Source organism: Candidatus Pelagibacter communis (assembly GCF_001179985.1).
Classification (GTDB): domain Bacteria; phylum Pseudomonadota; class Alphaproteobacteria; order Pelagibacterales; family Pelagibacteraceae; genus Pelagibacter; species Pelagibacter ubique_J.
The window spans coordinates 1-19550 of record NZ_CVSI01000028.1; the positions used below are offsets into that span (position 1 = coordinate 1).

Genomic DNA, 19550 nt, shown 5'->3' on the forward strand with positions numbered 1-19550 from the left:
TCAATTTTATTTGACTGATGACCTTTTATTTTATTAATTTCCTCAGATGAAAATGAACTCAGGCCTATTGCCAGCTCTTTATCATTTTTACTAATTATTTTTATTTGATCACCTTTTTTGAATGAACCTTCAACGCTCTTTACACCTGCGGCCAGCAAACTCTTACCTTTTCGTAATGCATTTTCAGCACCTTCATCAATCTTCAAATATCCTTTTGCATGTAACGTGCTGGCAATCCACTTTTTTCTAGCATCTAATTTAGAAATTTCAGGAATAAACCAAGTACATATTTTTTTATCTAAAATATTACTCAAAGGTCTTTCTTTTAATCCGTTTGCTATTGCCATTTTACATCCTGAAAGCGCACATATTTTAGCTGCATCAATTTTAGTTCTCATACCACCTGATCCATACTCACTAGTTTTTCCAGAAGCTAATTTAATTATATTTTGGTCTATTTTTTCAATCTTATTTATCAATTTAGCATCTTTATGAATTTTTGGATTTTTTGTATAAAGTCCATCCACATCTGATAATAACACAAGACAATCTGCATCAGAAATTTGAGCAACTCTTGAGGCTAGTCTATCATTATCTCCATATTTTATTTCGGAAGTAGCAATAGTATCGTTTTCATTAACTATCGGTATAAAATTAAGATTAAATAAATTTTCAATTGTCCTTTTAGCATTTATAGCTCTCCTTCTTATTTCAGTATCTTCTAGTGTAAGCAATATTTGGGAAATATTAATTTTTTGAATAGCGAAAATTTCCTTAAATAAATTCATTAACTCGATTTGTCCTACAGATGCTACGGCTTGACTTTGATCTATTTTAAGTTTTTTCTTTGTTATATTTAATTTCTTACAACCAAGAGCAATTGCGCCTGAACTTACTATAATAATATTCTTATTTTTTTTTCTTAAAGCTCTAATATCTTTTGCAAACTCCAATAACCATTTTTTTCTGATAATTTTTTTGTCATCAATAATTAATGATGATCCTATTTTAACAATAATAGTTTTGGAATTTTCAAGATACATTTTTAAGCAACTTTATTTTTAAATTTGATATTAATTTTTTGTCAAAAGTAGATAATTGAATAACTTTTTTATTTAATTTTTCCTCAAATTTCATCTTTTTATTTTTGAGATCTTTTTGTGATAATAAATCGACTTTATTTAACACTATAATTTCCTTTTTTTTTAATAATTCCTTACTATACTCGCCTAATTCTTTTCTAATTTGTTTATAACAATTAGCCAAATCTTCCTCAGAAACATCAATTAAGTGTAATAGTGTTTTACATCTTTCTACATGTTTTAAAAACTTTATACCTAAACCGACGCCAGTGTGTGCTCCTTCAATTAATCCTGGTATATCTGCTAATGTAATCTCTTTATTATCATACATTGCAACACCTAGATTAGGATTTATAGTTGTAAACTTATAATTAGCAATTTTGGGATTTGCAGAGGTTATTGAAGCAAGTAAACTTGATTTACCTGCATTTGGTAAACCTATTATTCCAATATCAGCAATCGTTTTAAGTTGTAACCAAATCCAAAATTCCTCGCCTTTTGTACCTTTTGTAAATTTTCTCGGAGCTCTATTTGTAGATGACTTAAATCTGGTATTTCCAAAACCACCTCGACCTCCTACAGCAACAGTAAATTCATCTTTTTCTTTTTTGAAATCAAAAAGTAAAGTTTTGTTATCTTCTTCAAAAATTTGAGTCCCAATTGGAACAGATAAGAATAAATCTTTTCCACCTCTCCCTGTTTGATTTTTTCCCTTACCATCACCACCCCTTTTGGCTTTGAAATGTTGTTGATATCTATAATCGATTAATGTATTTAAATTTCTCTCTGATTTTAATATCACAGAGCCACCCTTGCCCCCGTCACCTCCATCTGGACCTCCGAACTCAATAAATTTTTCACGTCTAAAGCTTGGTGATCCTGAGCCACCGTTACCAGCTTTAACAAATATCTTTACTTGATCTAGGAATTTCATAATACAACTTTTGTTTATGTTGTATGAATTTAATTGGGCTTTACTGAAACGTAAGTTCTATCTGACTTACTTTTTTTAAAGACAACCTTACCCTTAACAACAGAGAAAATAGAGTGATCTTTGCCCATGCCAACGTTTTGGCCTGGAAAAATTTTAGTTCCTCTTTGCCTAACTATTATATTACCAGGTACAACGAATTGGCCACCGTATTTTTTTACACCCAATCTTCTACCAGCGCTATCTCTTCCGTTTCGAGAGGATCCACCTGCTTTTTTTGTTGCCATAATTTATCTTTATAATTTGTTTTACTTATCTTTTTTAATTTCAGTCTTTTTTTCTTTTTTTACTTTACTAATTTTTTCAGCCTCAGACAATACTTTACCATCTTTTGACATTATCTTATTAACTCTAATTAATGAGTATTGCTGTCTGTGACCATTTTTTCTTCTAGAATTTTTTCTTCTTCTTTTTTTAAATATTAGAACTGTCCTATTTTTAGCATTTTTTAAAAATTCGGCTTCTACTTTTGCACCTTGAACAGTAGGTAAACCCACCTCAACATTTTTATCATTTCCATAGGCAAGTATTTCTTTGAATTCAATTATAGAATTTGGTTTTTGATCTCCAAATTTTTCTATTTTTATTATTTCTCCAGCTTTAACTTTATATTGTTTTCCACCAGTTTGTATTATCGCAAAAGACATGTTTTTCCTTAAAAATTAAATGCAATATATAATTAGCTTTTTTATAGTCAAGATTAATAAGCTAAAAATTATCCTTTAAATCCCTGAGTTTTGAGAAGGTTTCAATATTTTCTGCTTTTAAAAATATGTTGCATTCTAGTTCTTCTTTTAAAATAGATGGAATTGTTGGTATACCTGCCTTTAAATTTTTATTAATTAAGTCTATTTTTTTTTTAAGATTTTCATTATTTGGATCATGCTCAATACAGAATTTTGCATTGTTTAACGTATATTCATGCCCACAATATATTAAAGTTTCTTTATCAAAAGTTTTAATTAATGATAATGATCTGAACATATCTTCATAAGTTCCTTCAAATAACCTTCCACAGCTTAATGAAAATAAAGTATCTCCTGTAAATAATATTTTGTCATTGAAAAAATGATAGCAAATATGACCCGAGGTATGACCTGGAGTATGATAAGTTTTAAGTTGAAAATCACCTTCTTTAAATATCTCCTCATTTTTGAGACAAATATCTATGCCTGGTATTCTTTTTTTATCATCTATAAAACCAATTATTTTACAGTTATACTTTTCTTTTAATGTTAAATTTCCGTCTATATGATCAAAGTGATGGTGTGTGTTTAAGATATATTTTAATTTTAGATTTAATTTTTCTAATGATTTAATAAGTGGACCAGATTCGCTTGGGTCTATAACTAGTGCCTCATTATTATTATGCACTATATATGAAAAATTATCTTTTAAACATTTTACAATTTCAACTTTTATCATTTTTCTATTAAAAAAATACCAAGTTCAGAAGTTAAATTTTTAAAATTTAAATTAAACTTATTGATCGAAGATACTTTATTATTTGTAAGAGCTAAAGATTTAAATAAATTTATTTTTCTATCATTACAAAAGTTTACGAAGTCCTTAATTGAGCACATGTGTAGATTGGGTGTATTATACCACTCATTTGGTAGCGTCTTAGTAACAGGCATTGTACCTTTAAATAACAAGTTAAATCTCACTTTCCAAAAACCAAAATTTGGTATTGTTACAATTGATGTCTTTCCTATTCTTAATAAATCACTTATTACTTTTTCGGGATTTAAAAAAGCTTGCAAGGTTTGGCTTAAAATAACGTAATCAAAACTATTACTAGGAAATTGTTTTAAATCTATCTCAGCATTACCCTCAATTACAGTGAGACCCTTCTGAATACATTTTTGAACGTTATCTTTAGATATTTCTAGACCTCTAACTTTTTTAGATATATTTTCATAAATAAATTTCATTAGTTCGCCATCTCCGCAACCAACATCTAAAATTGATTTTTCACTTTGAATAGACTTTGCAATAATTTTAAATTCTTCTTTCATAATTATTTTTTATATGAGTTATCAACAAAATTCTTTAATGCATTTACAAAATCAGGAACATCTAATAAAAAAGAGTCGTGACCTTTATCAGATTTTACCTCTAAAAATCCTACATCTGCATTTATCGCATTTAGGGCAATTACTATCTCTCTATTTTCAGCTGTTGGATACAACCAGTCAGAAGTAAATGAAATGATAAAAAATTTGGTTTTTGTATTTTTAAATACTTTTGAAAGATCGCCGTTAGAATTTTTGCTAAGATCAAAATAATCCATTGCTCTTGTTATATAAAGATAGCTATTTGCATCGAAACGATCAACAAATATTGATCCCTGGTATCTAAGATAACTCTCAATTTGAAAGTCGGCATCAAAACCAAATTTAATTTTGTCTCGCTCTTGAAGTTTTCTGCCAAATTTTTCCTGAAGACCTTTTTTTGATAAATATGTTATGTGGGCCGCCATTCTTGCAACAGACAATCCTTTAGCAGGAGATTTATTTTCTAACTCATAATTACCATTTTTCCAGTTTTCATCTGCCATTATTGCTTGCCTTCCTAACTCATTAAAAGCAATATTTTGAGCTGAGTGACTAGCAGAGCATGCTATAGGAATAGCTATTTTTGACTTATCTGGGTAGTTAGCAATGAATTGTAAAACTTGCATTCCTCCCATAGATCCACCAGTGACACAAAATAATTTATCTATATTAAAATGATCAAGTAAATTAAATTGTGCATTAACCATATCGTTTATTGTTATAACTGGAAAATTAATACCAATTTTTTTTCCACTCTTTTTATCAATGGAGCTAGGACCAAATGATCCCATACAACCACCAATAACATTTGCACATATTATAAAATATTTATTTGTATCAAGTGCTTTATTTGGACCAATCACATATGACCACCATCCGTCTTTATTAGTTATTGGATTTTTACCTGATGCAAACTGATCTCCAGTGAGTGCGTGAAACACCATTATAGCATTATCTTTATCTTGATTGAGCTTTCCATAAGTTTCATAAGCAAGAGGATAATCTGTAATAGTAACCCCACAATCCAACTTTAGTGGTTTTTTAATAATTATTTTTTTTATGTCATCAAATCCGTTCATAATATCTGATTGAATTGTGAGGAAAAAAACTTATTTAGCGGTTTTTTTAAAGCGCTCGCAATTCAGTTAAATCAGCGCAAAGATCTTCTATAGCAAGTTATCAATTATGTCAATTACAACTGATCGTTGTTTAATTTTATTTCAATTATTTTATTATTATTTATATATATCATTATGCAAAAAGTTATATTTCGGAAAATCAGAGTAAAAAGTTACAAACCTGGTAAGTCAGTGCTTTTAAACAAAAAAAAGATAATTAAATTATCAGCAAATGAATCTGCATTAGGTTTCTCACCGAGAGTAAAAAAAAAATTATCGAAAATTGATTTGTTATCTAAATATCCTGACTCAAAATCTAAAAGTTTACGTAAGGAAATTTCAAAAAAATTCAGATGTAATTTCGACCAGATAATTTGTGGCTCAGGTTCAGATGAAATAATTCAAATGATTTGTCAATTATTTTTAACAAAATCAGATGAAGTAATTGTGCCAAAATATAGTTTTTTAATGTATAGAATTTATTCGGGTATTATTGGTGCTAAAGTTGTCTATGCCGATGAAGAAAATTTTAAAATATCAGTAGACAATATATTAAAAAAAGTAACTCGAAAAACTAAAATTGTTTTTTTAGCAAATCCTAATAATCCAACAGCAACTTACTTGCCTGCATTAGAATTAAAAAATTTAAGGAAAAGGCTCAGGTCAAATATTCTGCTAGTTGTTGATGATGCTTATGAAGAATATATGTTAAATAAAGATTATAAGTCTGGACTAAACTTATTTAAAAACAAAAATAATGTTTTTATTTTAAGGACATTTTCTAAAATTTATGGACTGGCCTCCTTAAGAGTTGGGTGGGGGTATGGGTCAAAAGAAATAATAAAAGCGTTGATGAACATTAAACCACCATTTAATATTACAAAAATAGGAGAGTTATCGGCTATAGAGTCACTTAAAGATAAAATATTCATATCAAAATCAATTAAACATAATAAAAAATGGGCAGAAAAACTTAAACGCAACTTAGAAAAAAATAATATAAATACAAATAAAGTTTCTGCGAACTTTTTATTATTAAATTTTGATAAGTGTAAAATTTCGGCCTTAAAATTCAAAAAAAAACTTGAAGAAAAAGGTATTATTGTTAGAAGCCTTGAAGTATATGGTATGAAAAATAAATTAAGAGTGACAATAGGAAATTCCAAAGAAAACAAGTTTTTTCTAAAAACGCTAAAGTCAATATTCTAAAATGTTTAGTAATATATTAATCGTTGGTTGTGGCCTGATAGGCTCATCTATCTTAAGAGGTTCATTAAATAAAAAAATTTCAAAAAATATTTATGTATTTGAAAAATCAAAAAAAAATATCTCTTTGATAAAAAAAATTGATAAGAAAATTAAATTTCTTAATAAGATAGATTACAAAGTTTCCAATATGGACTTGATTGTGCTCTCAACACACATGAGCCAATATAATAATTTAATTAAAAAATTGCTAAGATATATTTCGTCAAAAAATCTAATAACAGACACAGGTTCAACTAAACGTAATGTTGAAAATTTAATTAATAAAAATAAAAAATTAAAAAAAATATTTATCCCAAGTCACCCAATCGCAGGTTCAGAAGTAAGTGGACCAGAGTTTGGTGATAAAAATTTATTTAAAGACAAGTGGTGTATTATTTTGAAAGGTAACGATAAATCAAAAAAAAATCAAAAAAAAATAGAAAAATTTTGGAAGAAACTAGGATCAAAGATAATATTTATGAATTCTATTGATCATGATAAAATTTTTTCTATAACTAGCCATTTACCACATTTAATTGCATACAATCTTGTGAAAACTGCTATTGATTTTCAAAAGAAAAATAAAAAAAGTATTATAAAATACAGTGCAGGCGGTCTAAGAGATTTTTCTAGAACAGCAGCATCTAATGAAATAATGTGGCGTGATATTTTCTTTGAAAACAAAGATAATATTATCGATTCAATCAATATCTTTATAAGAAATTTAAAAAATTTTAAAAAACTTATTAAAAATCAAAATAATATAAATGTTTTAAAAATATTGAAGAATTCAAAAAAAGTTCGGAAACAAATAATTAATTTAAAACAAGATGTATCAAAACCTAATTTTGGAAGGGATACCCTTTAAGAAAGATCCATGAGATCTGTAAGATATTTTTCGTACCCAGCGTATGATTTTAATGAAGTATTATAAATTGGTCTTCTTGCTTGGTTAAAACTTATTGTTTTTATAACTCTTTTATTTTTATGGTGTGCAAGACAATTTTCATCCCACTCTAAAGAACAAAATTTGAGTAATTTTTCTACTTCTTGTTTCGTATTGTTAATTAAATTTTCATATCTTAAATCATAAATTTCATTTGGAAAAAGTCTTTTCCAAAAGAACATCAAATCTTGATATGATCTGTAATATTTAGATAAATCACTCAAATCATTACCAAAATCTATTTTGGTCGGAAAATAATTTTTATAAATTGACCAACAATTATCAATAGGATTTCTAATTATATTTATAAATTTTGAGTTTGGTAAAAATTTCATAATAAATCCTATATAAAAAAAGTTTAATGGAGCCTTATCTGTGAAAACTTTGTTTGAGTCGTCAATATTACTTAAGAAATTTAAGTATTCTTTATTACATTTTAGTAAGTCATCTTCCTCTATATCTTGATTTGATTTAAAAAAATCGTTATATATTTTTTGTATATAAGGTAGTTCACCACCACCGATAACGTTTTTATGAGATGCCAAAATTTGCTCCGTCAAGGAGGTACCTGACCTTGGCATTCCTACTATAAAAATAATTTTTCTATATGTCTTATTTAATTTACAATCATTTAAAGATTTAAATTTTTCTTTAATTGCTTCAAACCTTTTTTTACTTTTCTTAAAATTATAATTACTAATTTTTTTAGATATATCATTAGCTTTTTTATAATTATTGAATGATTCAATATAGTTTTTTTGATCTCCATATGCTTTTCCTAATGCAAAATGTAAATGTAACAGCGAATTATCGTTGAGCTTCATATTTGATAACTTTTCCTTTATATTTAAAAAGTGTTTATGCTTAGAATTGTATTTTTCCATTTGAGAAATTAGTCTATCTGCCTCAGTAAAATCTTTTTTTTGTTTTAAGATTTGAAAATATAATTCTTTAGATTTTTCAAATCTTCCTAAACTATTATATAGTCCCGCTAAATTATACATTACTACCAATGCATCTGGCTTTATAGATAAAATCTTTTCGTAGATATTCACTGACTCTTCAGTTTGATCCAAATCTTTTTTTAAATTAGCTAAATTATTTAATAAACTTAAATTATTTTTATCAATTTCCAGTCCTTTTTTGTATTTTTTTTCGGCTTTTTTGTATTCATAAATATTTGAATAAAACATTCCTAAATTATTTAAAAAATCTACATTTTTAGGATTATGCTTTAATGCTTCATTCATTACATCAATAGCCTTATAAGTCTTACCTTTGTTGTTATAAGCTAAACATAATAAATTATAAAAAACATCTATATCATTATTTTTTAAAATTGAATTACACTCCTCTATAACTCGATCATATTTTTTTTCTAAAAATTTTTTCTTTAATTCTTCAAATCTTTTTTTTAAATCTAATTCGCCCATTACCCAATATTCATAACTTTAAATTTTAGTTATCCCACACGACAATTTGATTAAATTTTTTAAATTAATTCTTTGAGAGGTTCAAGATAATTTTCATATCCACTAAATGATTTTACAGATGATTTGTAAATTGGCTCCCTGGCCTGGTTAAAACTTATAGTTTTGATTGCTCTTTTATTTTTGTGATGATTTAAACAATTTTCATCCCAATCTAACGAGCAAAATCTTAATAAGTTTTTTACTTCTGTTTTAGTATTCTTGACTAAATTTTCATATTGAAGATCATAAATATGGTTTGGGAAAAATTTTTTCCAAAAATTCATTAAACTTTGATATTGTTTATGATAGTTGACCAAATCTACTAAATCATCAGCAAAATTAATCTTAGTAGGGAAACAATTTTTATACATAGACCAGCAATTGTCAATTGGATTTCTAATCAAATTAATGAATCTAGAATTAGGTAAAAATTTTATTATAAATCCTAAATAAAAAAAGTTTAGTGGCGCCTTGTCTGTAAAAAATTTATTAGAATCGTCAAGGCTCGATGTGAATTCAATATAATCTTTTTTGCATTTTAGTAAATCATTTTCATCCAAATTTTTTTTTGTTTCAATATAATTCTTAAATATTTTTTCCATATAAGGTAATTCTCCTCCTCCAAATACATTTTGATGTGATGAAAGAATTTGCTCTGTTAAAGAAGTCCCAGATCTTGGTAAACCAATTATAAATAAAAAACTTCTACTATTTGTTTTTAATTTTAAATTATCTAGTGAAGAAAATTTATCTTTAATAAAGGCAAATTTTTTTTTATCACTTTCAAAATTATAGTTACTTAATTTTTTTGAGAGATGATTGGCTTTTTTATAATTTTCAAATGATTTTTCATAATCTTTTTGGTCATTGTAAGCTTTTCCTAAGGCATAATGTAAATGTAATAACGAATTATCACTAAGTTTCATCATGGATAATTTGTTTTTCATATCTAAAAAATGTGGGTGATTTTCATTATATTTTGTGGTTTGTGAGATCATCCTATCCGCCATTGTTAACTCTGATTTTATAGTTAACATTTTTTTTAACAATTCTTTTGACTCTTCAAATTTTCCCATTTGGCTATATAAAAGTGCTAAATTATAAATAACTGTAATTGCATTAGGCTGAATAGATAAAATTTTTTCAAAAATTTTTGCAGCTTCATCAGTTTTGTATAAACTCTTCTTTAAATTCCCTAGATTGTTCAATATTTTAAGGTTGTTTTGATCAAGTTCTAAGCCTTTGATGTAAAAATCCTCAGCTTTTTTATACTTATATACATTTTTATAACTCATTCCAATGTTGTTATAAAAATCTACATTTTTAGGATTATGCTTTAATGCTTCATTCATTACATCAATAGCCTTATAAGTCTTACCTTTGTTGTTATAAGCTAAACATAATAAATTATAAAAAACATCTATTTTATTTTCTTTTAGTATACTTTTACATTCTTTTATAACCTCTTCATTTTTATTCTCCAAAAATTTTTTTTTTAAGTTTTCAAATTTTTCTTTTAAGTGTAATATGTTCATTTATCTAATTGCTATAACTTTTAATTTAGCTGTTTTCTCAATTAATTTGAATGTTTTTTTTATATTCATAAACAGGACTTTTTTTTTTGGACCATAAGCATGAATTAATTGATTCTTCGATAAACAAATTGCAACATGCCCTTTCCAAAAAACGATAGAATTTTTTTTAATTTTTTTTTCTTTCTTAAAATATTTTATTTGGTCTTTTGTGTCTCTTGGGCAATATAAATTATTAAATTTAAAGAAAATCTGAACCAATGCTGAGCAATCTATTCCTCTAAAGGTTTTACCACCCCATTTGTATGGAATATTTTTAAACATTTTAATATCTTTAAAAATTTGCTGATTATAATTTATTGGCACAACGTCTTTTTTTTTAATCCAAAAATTATCAAATTTACAAAATTTTCCTTTTATTTTAGTCACTGAAATTTTTGAGCAAAATGGTAGTTTAGTAACAATTAAAAATTTCTCGTATGGCTTAGAGTACAGTTTGGCGCTTAAAGATGAGACTTTGTGTGTAATTTTAACACGTTCCAAAAATTTTCTTTTTTTTATGAAACCTGTATACTTATCATATGAAGTCCTAATTTTTAACCAGTCTTTTTTTTTTTTCAATATTTTAAACTTTTCACCATATATTAGTTGAGATGATAATTTTGAATTCAAGGAGTTTTTTTCGTAAATATTTACTATAGGATAATTATTTATCATCTGATTGGCGCTACTTTCGAAATATATATTATTAAAATTAAAACTGGTATTCCTATTAAAGCAGTAGTTACAAAGTAGGTTTGATAACCCACTACATCAACCCAACCTCCAGAGTAACCAGCTAAAAGTTTAGGAAAAAATAACATCAACGAGCTGAAAAGTGCATATTGAGTAGCAGTAAATCTTATAGATGTTAACCCAGACAAGTATATTACAAACGCAGCCCCTGCAAAACCGCTAGAAATATTATCAGCAGTAATTACAGATATTAAGTATTTAATATTAGCTTCTGTGGTTGCCAACCAAGCAAAAAGTAAATTGCTTAACGATGCTATAAGTGCACCAATAAATAAAGTGATCATTGTTCCAAATTTCATAGCAAAATATCCACCAAATAATCCCCCCATAATTGTAGCAAAAACTCCAAAAAATTTTGAATATGTTGCAATGTCACTTATGCTATATCCTTTTTCTAAATAAAAAATATTTGCCATCACCCCCATAACAACATCTGCCATTCTATAAAGTGATATCAAAAGTAAAATAAGTAGAGCTAACTTTCCATACCTATCTATAAAATTTTTTATTGGATTAAGATAGCTCTCTTTAATTATTAATCTATCTTGTAACTTCAATTTAATTAATATTAAAATATAAATACTGCTACATAAAAAACAAATGATTAATTTTAATATTGTGAACAAAAAACTTAATAAATTTTTGTTGGTAAAAGGATTATCTATATTTGAATAAATAAATATGAATATTATTACTGAAATTAAAATATTTAAAAAAAATTTAAAATGTAAATTTGTTTTATTTGAAAATATTCTTTTTTGGTTTGGTTCATGTGATACAAGATTTGCAAAAATACCGATTAACATTAATAATGACATAGTTAGATATACTTTTTTCCAAACATTATGTTCATAAACCTCAGCCCCCCAAAATGAGGCTAGCCATAAACTACCAGCTCCACCAACAAGCATACCAATCCTGTAACCAGCTATATAAGTAGAAGACAGTGATCCCTGCAGTTTTTGGTCTACTGATTCAATTCTATAAGCATCTATTATTATATCTTGGGTTGCACTAAAAAATGCAACAAGTGTTATACATACAGCTGTAATATAAATATTATTTTGAGGATCATTTATTGATGTGAGAATTAATGAAAAAATAATTAACAGCTGGGTTAAAAGCAGCCAACTTCTTCTGTGTCCCATGCTAGAAAAAAAAGGAATATTAACTTTATCAACTAAAGGAGACCATAAAAATTTAAAAGCATATGCAAATCCAGCCCAGCTGAAAAGTGTTACAGTACTTCTTTCAATACCGGCTTTAGTCAGCCATACCGATAATGTAGAAAATACCAAAAGTATAGGCAATCCCGACGAAAAACCTAACATTATCATTTTAAGTGGTTTTTCAGTAAAAAAAAATGTAAATTTTTTTTTCAATTATTTTCTCCAAAAAGATGGTAAAAAAATTATTAGTATAGCAAATATTTCAAGTCTTCCTAAAATCATACCTGCTGATAGTAGCCACTTAGACTGATCAGGAAGCCCAGAATAATTACTATTTGGTCCAATTTCACCTCCTAAACCAGGTCCAACATTGGATAAAGAAGATGCAGCGCCAGAAATTGAGGTTATAAAGTCTAAACCTGTTAAAGTTAGCATTGAAGCCAGTACAAAAAATATCAAAATATAAAGATATATAAATGAAATAATTGAAGCTATTAACTTGTCTTCAACCTTACTATTATTGTATTTCAAATTTATTATTGCTCTTGGATATATGATTTTAAGCAATTGATTTCTTATAAAGTAATACAAAATATGAACTCTAAAAATTTTTATCCCACATGTGGTTGAACCGGCACAACCACCAACAAACATAAGTATTAGAAAAAAAATTAATGGAAAATTTCCCCATTGATCAAACTCTTTAGTTACATATCCTGTGCCTGTTAAAATTGAAATTACATTAAAAATTACTGATCTTAAGTGAATTTCAAAAACATCTTTATTAACTATTGCAAGATAAATAAATAATACAAATATTGAGACTAAAGTTAATTTAAAAAAAAGTTTAACTTGTTCATCTTTAAATATAATTTTTTTATCATCAGAAATGAACTTTATGTATAATATGAAAGGAATACTGCCAGACAAAATAAACAAAATAGAAATAATCTCTATATAAGCATTATTAAAGTAACCTATAGACTGATCATAATTCGAAAAGCCTCCAGTTGCGATAGTTGTCATAGAGTGTGTTAAACTATCGAATGTATTCATACCAAAAATTTTATAAAAAAACGCGCACAAAAAAGTTAAAGATGTATATACAAAAATAAGTTTTAGAGAGATTTCTTTTGATTTTGGTAATATTTTTTCAGAGGTATCATAAGAAGAAATTTTTAATAATTGCATTCCACCAATATTCATTATTGGCATAAGAGTAATAGCCATCAAAATCACCCCAATACCCCCGAGCCATTGAAGCATTGACCTCCAAACAAGTATACCTCTTGGTGAACTTTCAATATTACTTAATATTGTTGCTCCCGTAGTTGTTATCCCTGACATGCTCTCAAAAAAAGAGTCTGTGACACTTAAATTTAATTCTGAGAAAAAAAATGGTAAAGATCCAAATGTTGCAATACTCAACCATGATAAGGCAGTCAACAAAAAGGCTTGATGTGTATTTATTAACTTTAAATGATCTATATTGGATAAAAAAAACAAAATTCCGAAAGTAATTGTTATAATTCCGGAAATAATGAAAGTTGAGTCAAATTCATCATAAATAAGCTGGATTACCACCGGAACTAACATGGCAACTCCTAAAATTATTAATAAAATCCCTAATGTAAAAAATACTGTTTTATAATTGGACATTTTTACCGAACATTATTTTATGGAAAATAAATTTCAACATTATATGAATAAAATATGTTCTTAAAATACAGGTTATTTTAAATTGATGATAAATATTAAAAAAGAAGATATAGAAAAATCAAATTCCTGGCCATTTGTTGAGGCAAAAAAGATTCTTAAAGAAAGAAAAAAATTTATAGACAAAAAAGGAAAGATTATACTTCAGACTGGATATGGTCCTTCAGGATTGCCTCATATTGGAACATTTGGAGAGGTTGCAAGGACAAGCATGGTAGTTAATGCTTTAAATTATTTAACAGATCTACCAAAAGAAATAATTACGTTTTCAGACGATTTGGATGGATTAAGAAAAGTACCAGATAATGTTCCTAACAAGGATATTCTAAAAAAAAACATACATATGCCACTTACAGATATTCCAGATCCGTTTGGAAAATTTAATAGTTTTGGAGAACACAATAATGAAATGTTAAAAAAATTTTTAGATAAATTTAATTTCAAATATAAATTTATGAGCTCAACTAGTTTATATAAATCTGGATTTTTTAATGCTACATTAAAAAAAATATTAGATAATTACGAAGGGATAATGAACGTAATTATTCCTACATTAGGTAAAGAAAGACAAAAAACATATTCCCCATTTCTTCCTATATGCAAAGAAACAGGTCACGTGTTAGAAATACCCATTATCGAAATAAATAAAAAAAATTCATCTTTAATTTTTGATAATAATGGAAAAAAATTGGAAACAAGTATTTTGAATGGTAATTGCAAACTTCAATGGAAAGTAGATTGGGCAATGAGATGGTATACTCTTGATATTGATTTTGAAATGTATGGAAAAGACTTAATTGAGAGTGCAATTGTATCTACTAAAATAATTAAACTCTTAGGAAAAAATAGTCCTTCGGGTTTTGCCTATGAACTATTTCTTGATGATAAAGGTGAAAAAATTTCAAAGTCAAAAGGAAACGGTGTAACAATTGAGGAATGGCTAAATTATGCCTCACCAGAAAGCTTATCCTTGTTTATGTATCAAAATCCAAAAAGGGCAAAAAAGTTGTATAAAGAAATTGTTCCAAAGGCTGTGGATGAGTATTTAGATCTAATCGAAAAAAGTAAGAAACAGGACGCACGAGAGTTGTTGCTTAATCCTTTATGGCACGTCCATAATGGTAAAATTCCGTTTGAGGATAGTATTATGAGTTTTTCTATGCTTTTAAATTTAGTTGAAACTAGCAATGCTACATCTGAAGAAGTGCTTTGGAAATTTGTGAAAAATTATAAAAAAGATATCACTAAAGACAACTTTCCTATATTTAATAATTTAATAAAATATTCAATTAAATATTTTAACGATGTCGTTAAACAAAATAAAAAATATAAAAAACCAAATAGTTCTGAAAAAAAAGCTCTGTTAGATTTAATTTCAAACTTAGAAAAATGTTCTGACAATATGAAGCCTGAGGATATTCAAACAGAAATTTACACAGTAGGAAAAAATAATGGTTATAAAGAAAATCTTAGAGAATGGTTTAAATTAATTTATGAGGTAGTCTTCGGGGTAGAAAATGGTCCAAGGTTAGGATTTTTCATAAGTTTTTTTGGAAGAAAGGAAATGATTTCACTCATCAAAGAAAAAATAAACTAATGTTCGATAAAATTAGACCACTGATATTTAAGTTAGATCCTGAATTGGCACATACTTTAGCTATTAAGGCTCTTAAAACAAATTTGTTTTTAAAACAAAAAATTTCAGAAGATACACATTTAAAATCTGAATTATTTGGAAGAGAGATAAAAAATCCAATCGGGATTGCCGCTGGTTTTGACAAAGATGCTGAGGTTTATAATTCATTATTTAATCTAGGTTTTGGTTTTGTTGAGGTGGGAACAGTCACACCTTTAAAACAATACGGAAATAAAAAACCAAGAGTTTTTAGGTTAGAGAACGATAAAGCTTTAATAAATCGTCTTGGTTTTAATAATTCAGGCAGCGATGTTGTAAGCGATAGAATAAAAAAAAATAAACCAATCGGTATACTTGGTGTAAACATAGGGCCAAATTGGGATAGTAAAGATAAAGTAGGAGATTATCTAATTGGATTTAATAAATTTTATAATTTAGCAGATTATATAACAATCAATATTTCATCACCTAATACGGAAAACTTAAGAGATTTTCATAAATTAGATGAATTAGGAAATTTATTAGACAAAATTTTTGCTGAAAAAAAAAAATTAAATAGCGGCATTCCAATTGCTTTGAAGGTTTCACCAGATCTTGATAATGCTACTGTTAAAGATATATCAAAAATATTGATAGAATTTAAAGTCAATGCACTAATTGTTTCAAATACTACCGATCAAAATAGAGATAACCTTAAAGACCATCAAAAATTTCAGAAAGGTGGTTTATCGGGCAAACCTTTGAATGATATATCAAATAAATTAATAAATAATTTTTTTAAAAACCTAAATGGACAAACAAAAATAATAGGTGTGGGAGGTGTGGACTCTGGAGAAACGGCATACAAAAAATTTTTAAGTGGGGCTAATTTTGTTCAACTTTATACAGGTATGGTTTTTAGAGGACCTAAAATTGCAATAAAAATTAACGAAGAACTTAAAAAAATATTAAAGGAAAAAAAAATAAAAAATTACTCTGATATTATTGGTAAATTATAAACTTGACTGCGTTTAAAAGTACATTTATATAAATTCATCATGTCAAAAAAGTGCGAACTAACTGGAAAGAGACCTTTAAAGGGACATAAAGTAAGTCATGCAAATAATAAAACTAAAAGAAGGTTCTTACCATGTATAAAAAAAGTTAGTTTTAAAAGTAAATTATTAAACAAAAAATTGAAGATAACAGTCTCTAACGCAGCAATGAGATCTATAGATAAAAAAGGAAGCTTCGATCAATTTATGAAGACTGTTAAATCAGAAAATTTATCTATAAGATTAAAAAAAATTAAAAAAAGCATAATCCAAAAATCAGCATAATGAACAAGTTGTTTTTAACCTTATCCCTTGTAATGGGGTTTGTGGTTCTAATTTCAAACTTTCTGGTCCAGTTTCCTGTTAGATATTATGGATTGGAAAATATTTTAACCTATGGAGCTTTTAGTTATCCAATCGCTTTTCTAATTACAGATTTAGCTAATAGGTCTTTTGGCAAAACAATGGCTAGAAAGATTGTTTATTTTGGATTCGCAATTGGGGTGATATTTACATTTTTATTTTCTACAAATTATTCAGATTTAATTTCAGTTAGAATAGCAATTGGGTCCGGAACAGCATTTATAGTAGCGCAATTATTAGATGTTCAAGTTTTTGACAGACTAAGGAGAAAAACGTGGTTTGTTGCTCCTTTATTTTCATCATTAATAGGATCAACTGTTGATACTTTTTTATTCTTTTCTATTTCATTTTATGGAACCAGTTTACCTTGGATAACATTATCACTTGGCGACTTAGGTGTAAAAATATTCATAGCATTAACAATGCTTATACCATTTAGATTATTACTTAGTACTCTTAAACCAGTCTAAATTATTTTAATAAAAATTTATACGTTAGTATTTTATAAGCAAGTTTTGCCACTAAAAAATTATACGAATTAAATCCTTTAATTGGTGCTAATTCATTTATATCCGCTCCTATTATATTAGCATTTTTAAAAATAGTTTTGATTAAACCTAATGTTTCATACCAAAACAAGCCTCCTGGCTCAGGAGTTCCAGTTGCTGGCATAATACTAGAGTCTAAACTATCTACGTCAAAAGTTAAATATACATTTTTATTTTTAATTAATTTTTTAAAATTTTTTAAATTCCATTTTTTTTGATCTTTAGCCCAAAATACTTTGATTCTGCTAGTATTTTTTTTTAAAAAAAGTACTTCTTCTTTTGAGACATTTCTTATGCCGATTGAAACTAAATTTACATTTTTAAAGTCCAAGCACCTTCTCATGGCTGAGGCATGTGAGTATTTTTGATTATTATAGCTATTTCTAAGATCTGCATGAGCATCAAATTGTAAAATTGTTACATTTTTATAATTTTTAACAAAAGGTTCAATACAGCCCGCTGTTATTGAATGTTCACCTCCTAAAGTGAGTGGAAATAAATTTTTTTCAATTGATTTTTGATTTAAAAATGAAACTTGTTTTAAGGCTTTATTAATATTTTTATTTATTTTAAATGGTTCGATAGTTTTTACGCCTATAAGTTTGAAAGGTTCACAATTAAACTCTTCATCGTAAAGTTCAACTTGGTGTGAAGCTTTTATAATTTCCTTGGGTCCATTTTTTGTACCTCCACCATAACTAACTGTTTTTTCTAAACCAAATGGTATAATAATAGATTTTTGTTTAATATCGAATTTATTATCAATACCTAAAAATCCATTTTTATTTGAGAGATATTTCACTTATTCAAAAATTTTAGAGAAATTCTTTCTATCTCTCTTTTTCCACTCACCTTTATGATATGCATCGCTTGCAATTAAAGGTATAACACTGGTTGCTTCAGCAAAAACCATTTGTTCTTTGGAGGTATCAACTTTGCCCCAAGAACTAGCCTCTTTTAATGTTGAACTACTACATGCTCCATCTCTAGAGTCCGCAACTGTAATTTGAATTGCATACTTATGCATGTCCACATCTTTCCCCAATAGTTCTGCACAAATAACCGTATCCTGGATAAAATTTTTTGGAACTCCCCCACCAATCATCAATAAACCAGATCCTTTTGATTTTATCTTTATCTCAGTTAGTTCTCTAAATTCTCTAATTGAGTCTATAGTCATATGCTTTTTTGGATTTTTTTCTTGATGCATTACTAACCCAAATCCGGCACTGGAGTCTGTGAATGCAGGACAGAATATGGGCACGTTGTAATCATATGACATTTCAATTAAAGAGCCTTTTTTCTTTGCATTTTTTTTTAAATATTTGCCAAGCTCATAGATAAATTCCCTTGATGTGTAGGGTCGTGGTTCTAGTGAGTCAGCAATTTCTGCAATTACTTTATCACAATGTTGTAGTTCCTTTTCATCAATATAAGTGTCATAAATTCTATCGATATAATTTTTTCTTAATTCAGTATCATCTTGAAACTGAGAGCCTTGATAATGTTTAAAACCTAAGGATTCAAAGAAATCCATGTCAATAATTGATGCTCCAGTTGCAACTATTGCATCGACCATATTATATTTGACTAAATCTCTATAAATATGCATACATCCAGCCGCAGATGTTGAACCTGCCAATGTCAAAAAAATAGTACAATCTTTTTCACTTATCATTTCATTATAGATTTTTGCAGCATTAGCTGTCTCTCGAGACACAAAAGACATTTTTTCCATTGAGGAAATTATAGGTCTTGCATCAAATTTTGTTATATCAATATGTTCAACTGGTTTACTTAAAAAATCTTTTTTACTGTTATGACCTAGGGTTTTTTTCACAGG

At 27.2% G+C, this 19550-nt stretch carries 20 protein-coding genes; 6 read left to right on the top strand and 14 right to left on the bottom strand.

Going from position 1 to position 19550, the window contains the following annotated elements; all coding sequences use genetic code 11:
* The 7 genes from proB to metX all read right to left on the bottom strand — a co-directional run.
* A partial coding sequence (gene proB / locus AMN80_RS01160) for a glutamate 5-kinase (protein WP_075520193.1) occupies positions 1-1043 on the bottom strand: 1043 nt, incomplete at its 3' end.
* On the bottom strand, positions 1033-2016 hold the full coding sequence (gene cgtA, locus AMN80_RS01165; protein ID WP_075520194.1) for an Obg family GTPase CgtA: 984 nt from the start codon (positions 2014-2016) through the stop codon (positions 1033-1035). The genes proB and cgtA, both read right to left, overlap by 11 nt.
* A 29-nt stretch (positions 2017-2045) precedes the next feature.
* Complete coding sequence (gene rpmA, locus AMN80_RS01170; protein WP_075520195.1) at positions 2046-2300, bottom strand: 50S ribosomal protein L27; 255 nt, start codon at positions 2298-2300, stop codon at positions 2046-2048.
* 21 nt (positions 2301-2321) lie between these two features.
* Positions 2322-2720: a 50S ribosomal protein L21 gene (gene rplU / locus AMN80_RS01175; RefSeq protein WP_075520196.1), complete on the bottom strand. Its 399-nt coding sequence runs from the start codon at positions 2718-2720 to the stop codon at positions 2322-2324.
* Positions 2721-2781: 61 nt separating this feature from the next.
* A complete protein-coding gene (gene gloB, locus AMN80_RS01180; protein WP_256997970.1) occupies positions 2782-3498 on the bottom strand; it encodes a hydroxyacylglutathione hydrolase in 717 nt (238 codons plus the stop codon).
* Positions 3495-4091 (bottom strand): methionine biosynthesis protein MetW, encoded by a 597-nt coding sequence (gene metW / locus AMN80_RS01185; RefSeq protein ID WP_075520197.1) that lies wholly within the window; start codon positions 4089-4091, stop codon positions 3495-3497. Before metW ends, gloB begins: the two co-directional genes overlap by 4 nt.
* Before the next feature lie 2 nt (positions 4092-4093).
* Positions 4094-5209: a homoserine O-acetyltransferase MetX gene (metX, locus tag AMN80_RS01190; RefSeq protein ID WP_075520198.1), complete on the bottom strand. Its 1116-nt coding sequence runs from the start codon at positions 5207-5209 to the stop codon at positions 4094-4096.
* Between the two features lie 174 nt (positions 5210-5383).
* On the opposite strand from metX, the gene hisC reads away from it, so the two are divergent.
* Positions 5384-6457, top strand: a complete 1074-nt coding sequence (hisC, locus tag AMN80_RS01195; protein ID WP_082256529.1) for a histidinol-phosphate transaminase — start codon at positions 5384-5386, stop codon at positions 6455-6457.
* 1 nt (position 6458) lies between these two features.
* Positions 6459-7364 (top strand): prephenate dehydrogenase, encoded by a 906-nt coding sequence (locus AMN80_RS01200; protein ID WP_075520199.1) that lies wholly within the window; start codon positions 6459-6461, stop codon positions 7362-7364.
* Here AMN80_RS01200 and AMN80_RS01205 read toward each other — a convergent pair.
* Genes AMN80_RS01205 through AMN80_RS01225 form a run of 5 tightly spaced genes read right to left on the bottom strand, consistent with a single transcriptional unit; the run spans position 7361 to position 14069 of the window.
* On the bottom strand, positions 7361-8875 hold the full coding sequence (locus tag AMN80_RS01205; RefSeq protein ID WP_075520200.1) for a tetratricopeptide repeat-containing sulfotransferase family protein: 1515 nt from the start codon (positions 8873-8875) through the stop codon (positions 7361-7363). The genes AMN80_RS01200 and AMN80_RS01205 overlap by 4 nt on opposite strands.
* Positions 8876-8934: 59 nt before the next feature.
* Positions 8935-10449, bottom strand: a complete 1515-nt coding sequence (locus AMN80_RS01210) for a sulfotransferase family protein (protein ID WP_075520201.1) — start codon at positions 10447-10449, stop codon at positions 8935-8937.
* Entirely contained in the window at positions 10450-11163 is a 714-nt protein-coding gene (locus tag AMN80_RS01215) for a C40 family peptidase (protein ID WP_075520202.1), read from the bottom strand.
* Entirely contained in the window at positions 11160-12623 is a 1464-nt protein-coding gene (locus AMN80_RS01220; RefSeq protein WP_256997971.1) for an AmpG family muropeptide MFS transporter, read from the bottom strand. The genes AMN80_RS01215 and AMN80_RS01220 overlap by 4 nt, the downstream gene beginning before the upstream one ends.
* Complete coding sequence (locus AMN80_RS01225; RefSeq protein WP_075520203.1) at positions 12624-14069, bottom strand: TrkH family potassium uptake protein; 1446 nt, start codon at positions 14067-14069, stop codon at positions 12624-12626.
* Positions 14070-14154: 85 nt separating this feature from the next.
* Between AMN80_RS01225 and AMN80_RS01230 the strand changes: the two genes are divergently transcribed.
* From AMN80_RS01230 to AMN80_RS01245, 4 genes are read left to right on the top strand one after another with little or no spacing between them, the layout of a single operon-like run.
* Positions 14155-15723 carry a lysine--tRNA ligase gene (locus AMN80_RS01230; protein ID WP_075520204.1) on the top strand — a complete coding sequence of 523 codons (1569 nt, stop codon included), beginning with the start codon at positions 14155-14157 and terminating at the stop codon, positions 15721-15723.
* Positions 15723-16760: a quinone-dependent dihydroorotate dehydrogenase gene (locus AMN80_RS01235; RefSeq protein ID WP_075520205.1), complete on the top strand. Its 1038-nt coding sequence runs from the start codon at positions 15723-15725 to the stop codon at positions 16758-16760. The genes AMN80_RS01230 and AMN80_RS01235 overlap by 1 nt, the downstream gene beginning before the upstream one ends.
* Positions 16761-16799: 39 nt before the next feature.
* Positions 16800-17081 (top strand): 50S ribosomal protein L28, encoded by a 282-nt coding sequence (gene rpmB / locus AMN80_RS01240; RefSeq protein ID WP_075520206.1) that lies wholly within the window; start codon positions 16800-16802, stop codon positions 17079-17081.
* A complete protein-coding gene (locus AMN80_RS01245) occupies positions 17081-17629 on the top strand; it encodes a queuosine precursor transporter (protein ID WP_082256531.1) in 549 nt (182 codons plus the stop codon). Before rpmB ends, AMN80_RS01245 begins: the two co-directional genes overlap by 1 nt.
* Position 17630: 1 nt before the next feature.
* Here the strand turns inward: AMN80_RS01245 and speB are convergent, their stop codons facing one another.
* Together speB and AMN80_RS01255 are read right to left on the bottom strand one after the other, a co-directional pair.
* Positions 17631-18509 (bottom strand): agmatinase, encoded by an 879-nt coding sequence (gene speB, locus AMN80_RS01250; protein WP_075520207.1) that lies wholly within the window; start codon positions 18507-18509, stop codon positions 17631-17633.
* Positions 18510-19547 (bottom strand): 1,9-bis(guanidino)-5-aza-nonane synthase, encoded by a 1038-nt coding sequence (locus AMN80_RS01255; RefSeq protein ID WP_075520208.1) that lies wholly within the window; start codon positions 19545-19547, stop codon positions 18510-18512. It abuts the gene before it with no gap.
* Positions 19548-19550: the final 3 nt, after the last annotated feature.

Excerpts from the sequence above, each read along its gene's own strand:
- cgtA (WP_075520194.1), bottom strand. The coding sequence starts at position 2,016 with ATGAAATTCCTAGATCAAGTAAAGATATTTGTTAAAGCTGGTAACGGT.
- rpmA (WP_075520195.1), bottom strand. The coding sequence starts at position 2,300 with ATGGCAACAAAAAAAGCAGGTGGATCCTCTCGAAACGGAAGAGATAGC.
- rplU (WP_075520196.1), bottom strand. The coding sequence starts at position 2,720 with ATGTCTTTTGCGATAATACAAACTGGTGGAAAACAATATAAAGTTAAA.
- gloB (WP_256997970.1), bottom strand. The coding sequence starts at position 3,498 with ATGATAAAAGTTGAAATTGTAAAATGTTTAAAAGATAATTTTTCATAT.
- metW (WP_075520197.1), bottom strand. The coding sequence starts at position 4,091 with ATGAAAGAAGAATTTAAAATTATTGCAAAGTCTATTCAAAGTGAAAAA.
- metX (WP_075520198.1), bottom strand. The coding sequence starts at position 5,209 with ATGAACGGATTTGATGACATAAAAAAAATAATTATTAAAAAACCACTA.
- hisC (WP_082256529.1), top strand. The coding sequence starts at position 5,384 with ATGCAAAAAGTTATATTTCGGAAAATCAGAGTAAAAAGTTACAAACCT.
- AMN80_RS01200 (WP_075520199.1), top strand. The coding sequence starts at position 6,459 with ATGTTTAGTAATATATTAATCGTTGGTTGTGGCCTGATAGGCTCATCT.
- AMN80_RS01205 (WP_075520200.1), bottom strand. The coding sequence starts at position 8,875 with ATGGGCGAATTAGATTTAAAAAAAAGATTTGAAGAATTAAAGAAAAAA.
- AMN80_RS01210 (WP_075520201.1), bottom strand. The coding sequence starts at position 10,449 with ATGAACATATTACACTTAAAAGAAAAATTTGAAAACTTAAAAAAAAAA.
- AMN80_RS01215 (WP_075520202.1), bottom strand. The coding sequence starts at position 11,163 with ATGATAAATAATTATCCTATAGTAAATATTTACGAAAAAAACTCCTTG.
- AMN80_RS01225 (WP_075520203.1), bottom strand. The coding sequence starts at position 14,069 with ATGTCCAATTATAAAACAGTATTTTTTACATTAGGGATTTTATTAATA.
- AMN80_RS01230 (WP_075520204.1), top strand. The coding sequence starts at position 14,155 with ATGATAAATATTAAAAAAGAAGATATAGAAAAATCAAATTCCTGGCCA.
- AMN80_RS01235 (WP_075520205.1), top strand. The coding sequence starts at position 15,723 with ATGTTCGATAAAATTAGACCACTGATATTTAAGTTAGATCCTGAATTG.
- rpmB (WP_075520206.1), top strand. The coding sequence starts at position 16,800 with ATGTCAAAAAAGTGCGAACTAACTGGAAAGAGACCTTTAAAGGGACAT.
- AMN80_RS01245 (WP_082256531.1), top strand. The coding sequence starts at position 17,081 with ATGAACAAGTTGTTTTTAACCTTATCCCTTGTAATGGGGTTTGTGGTT.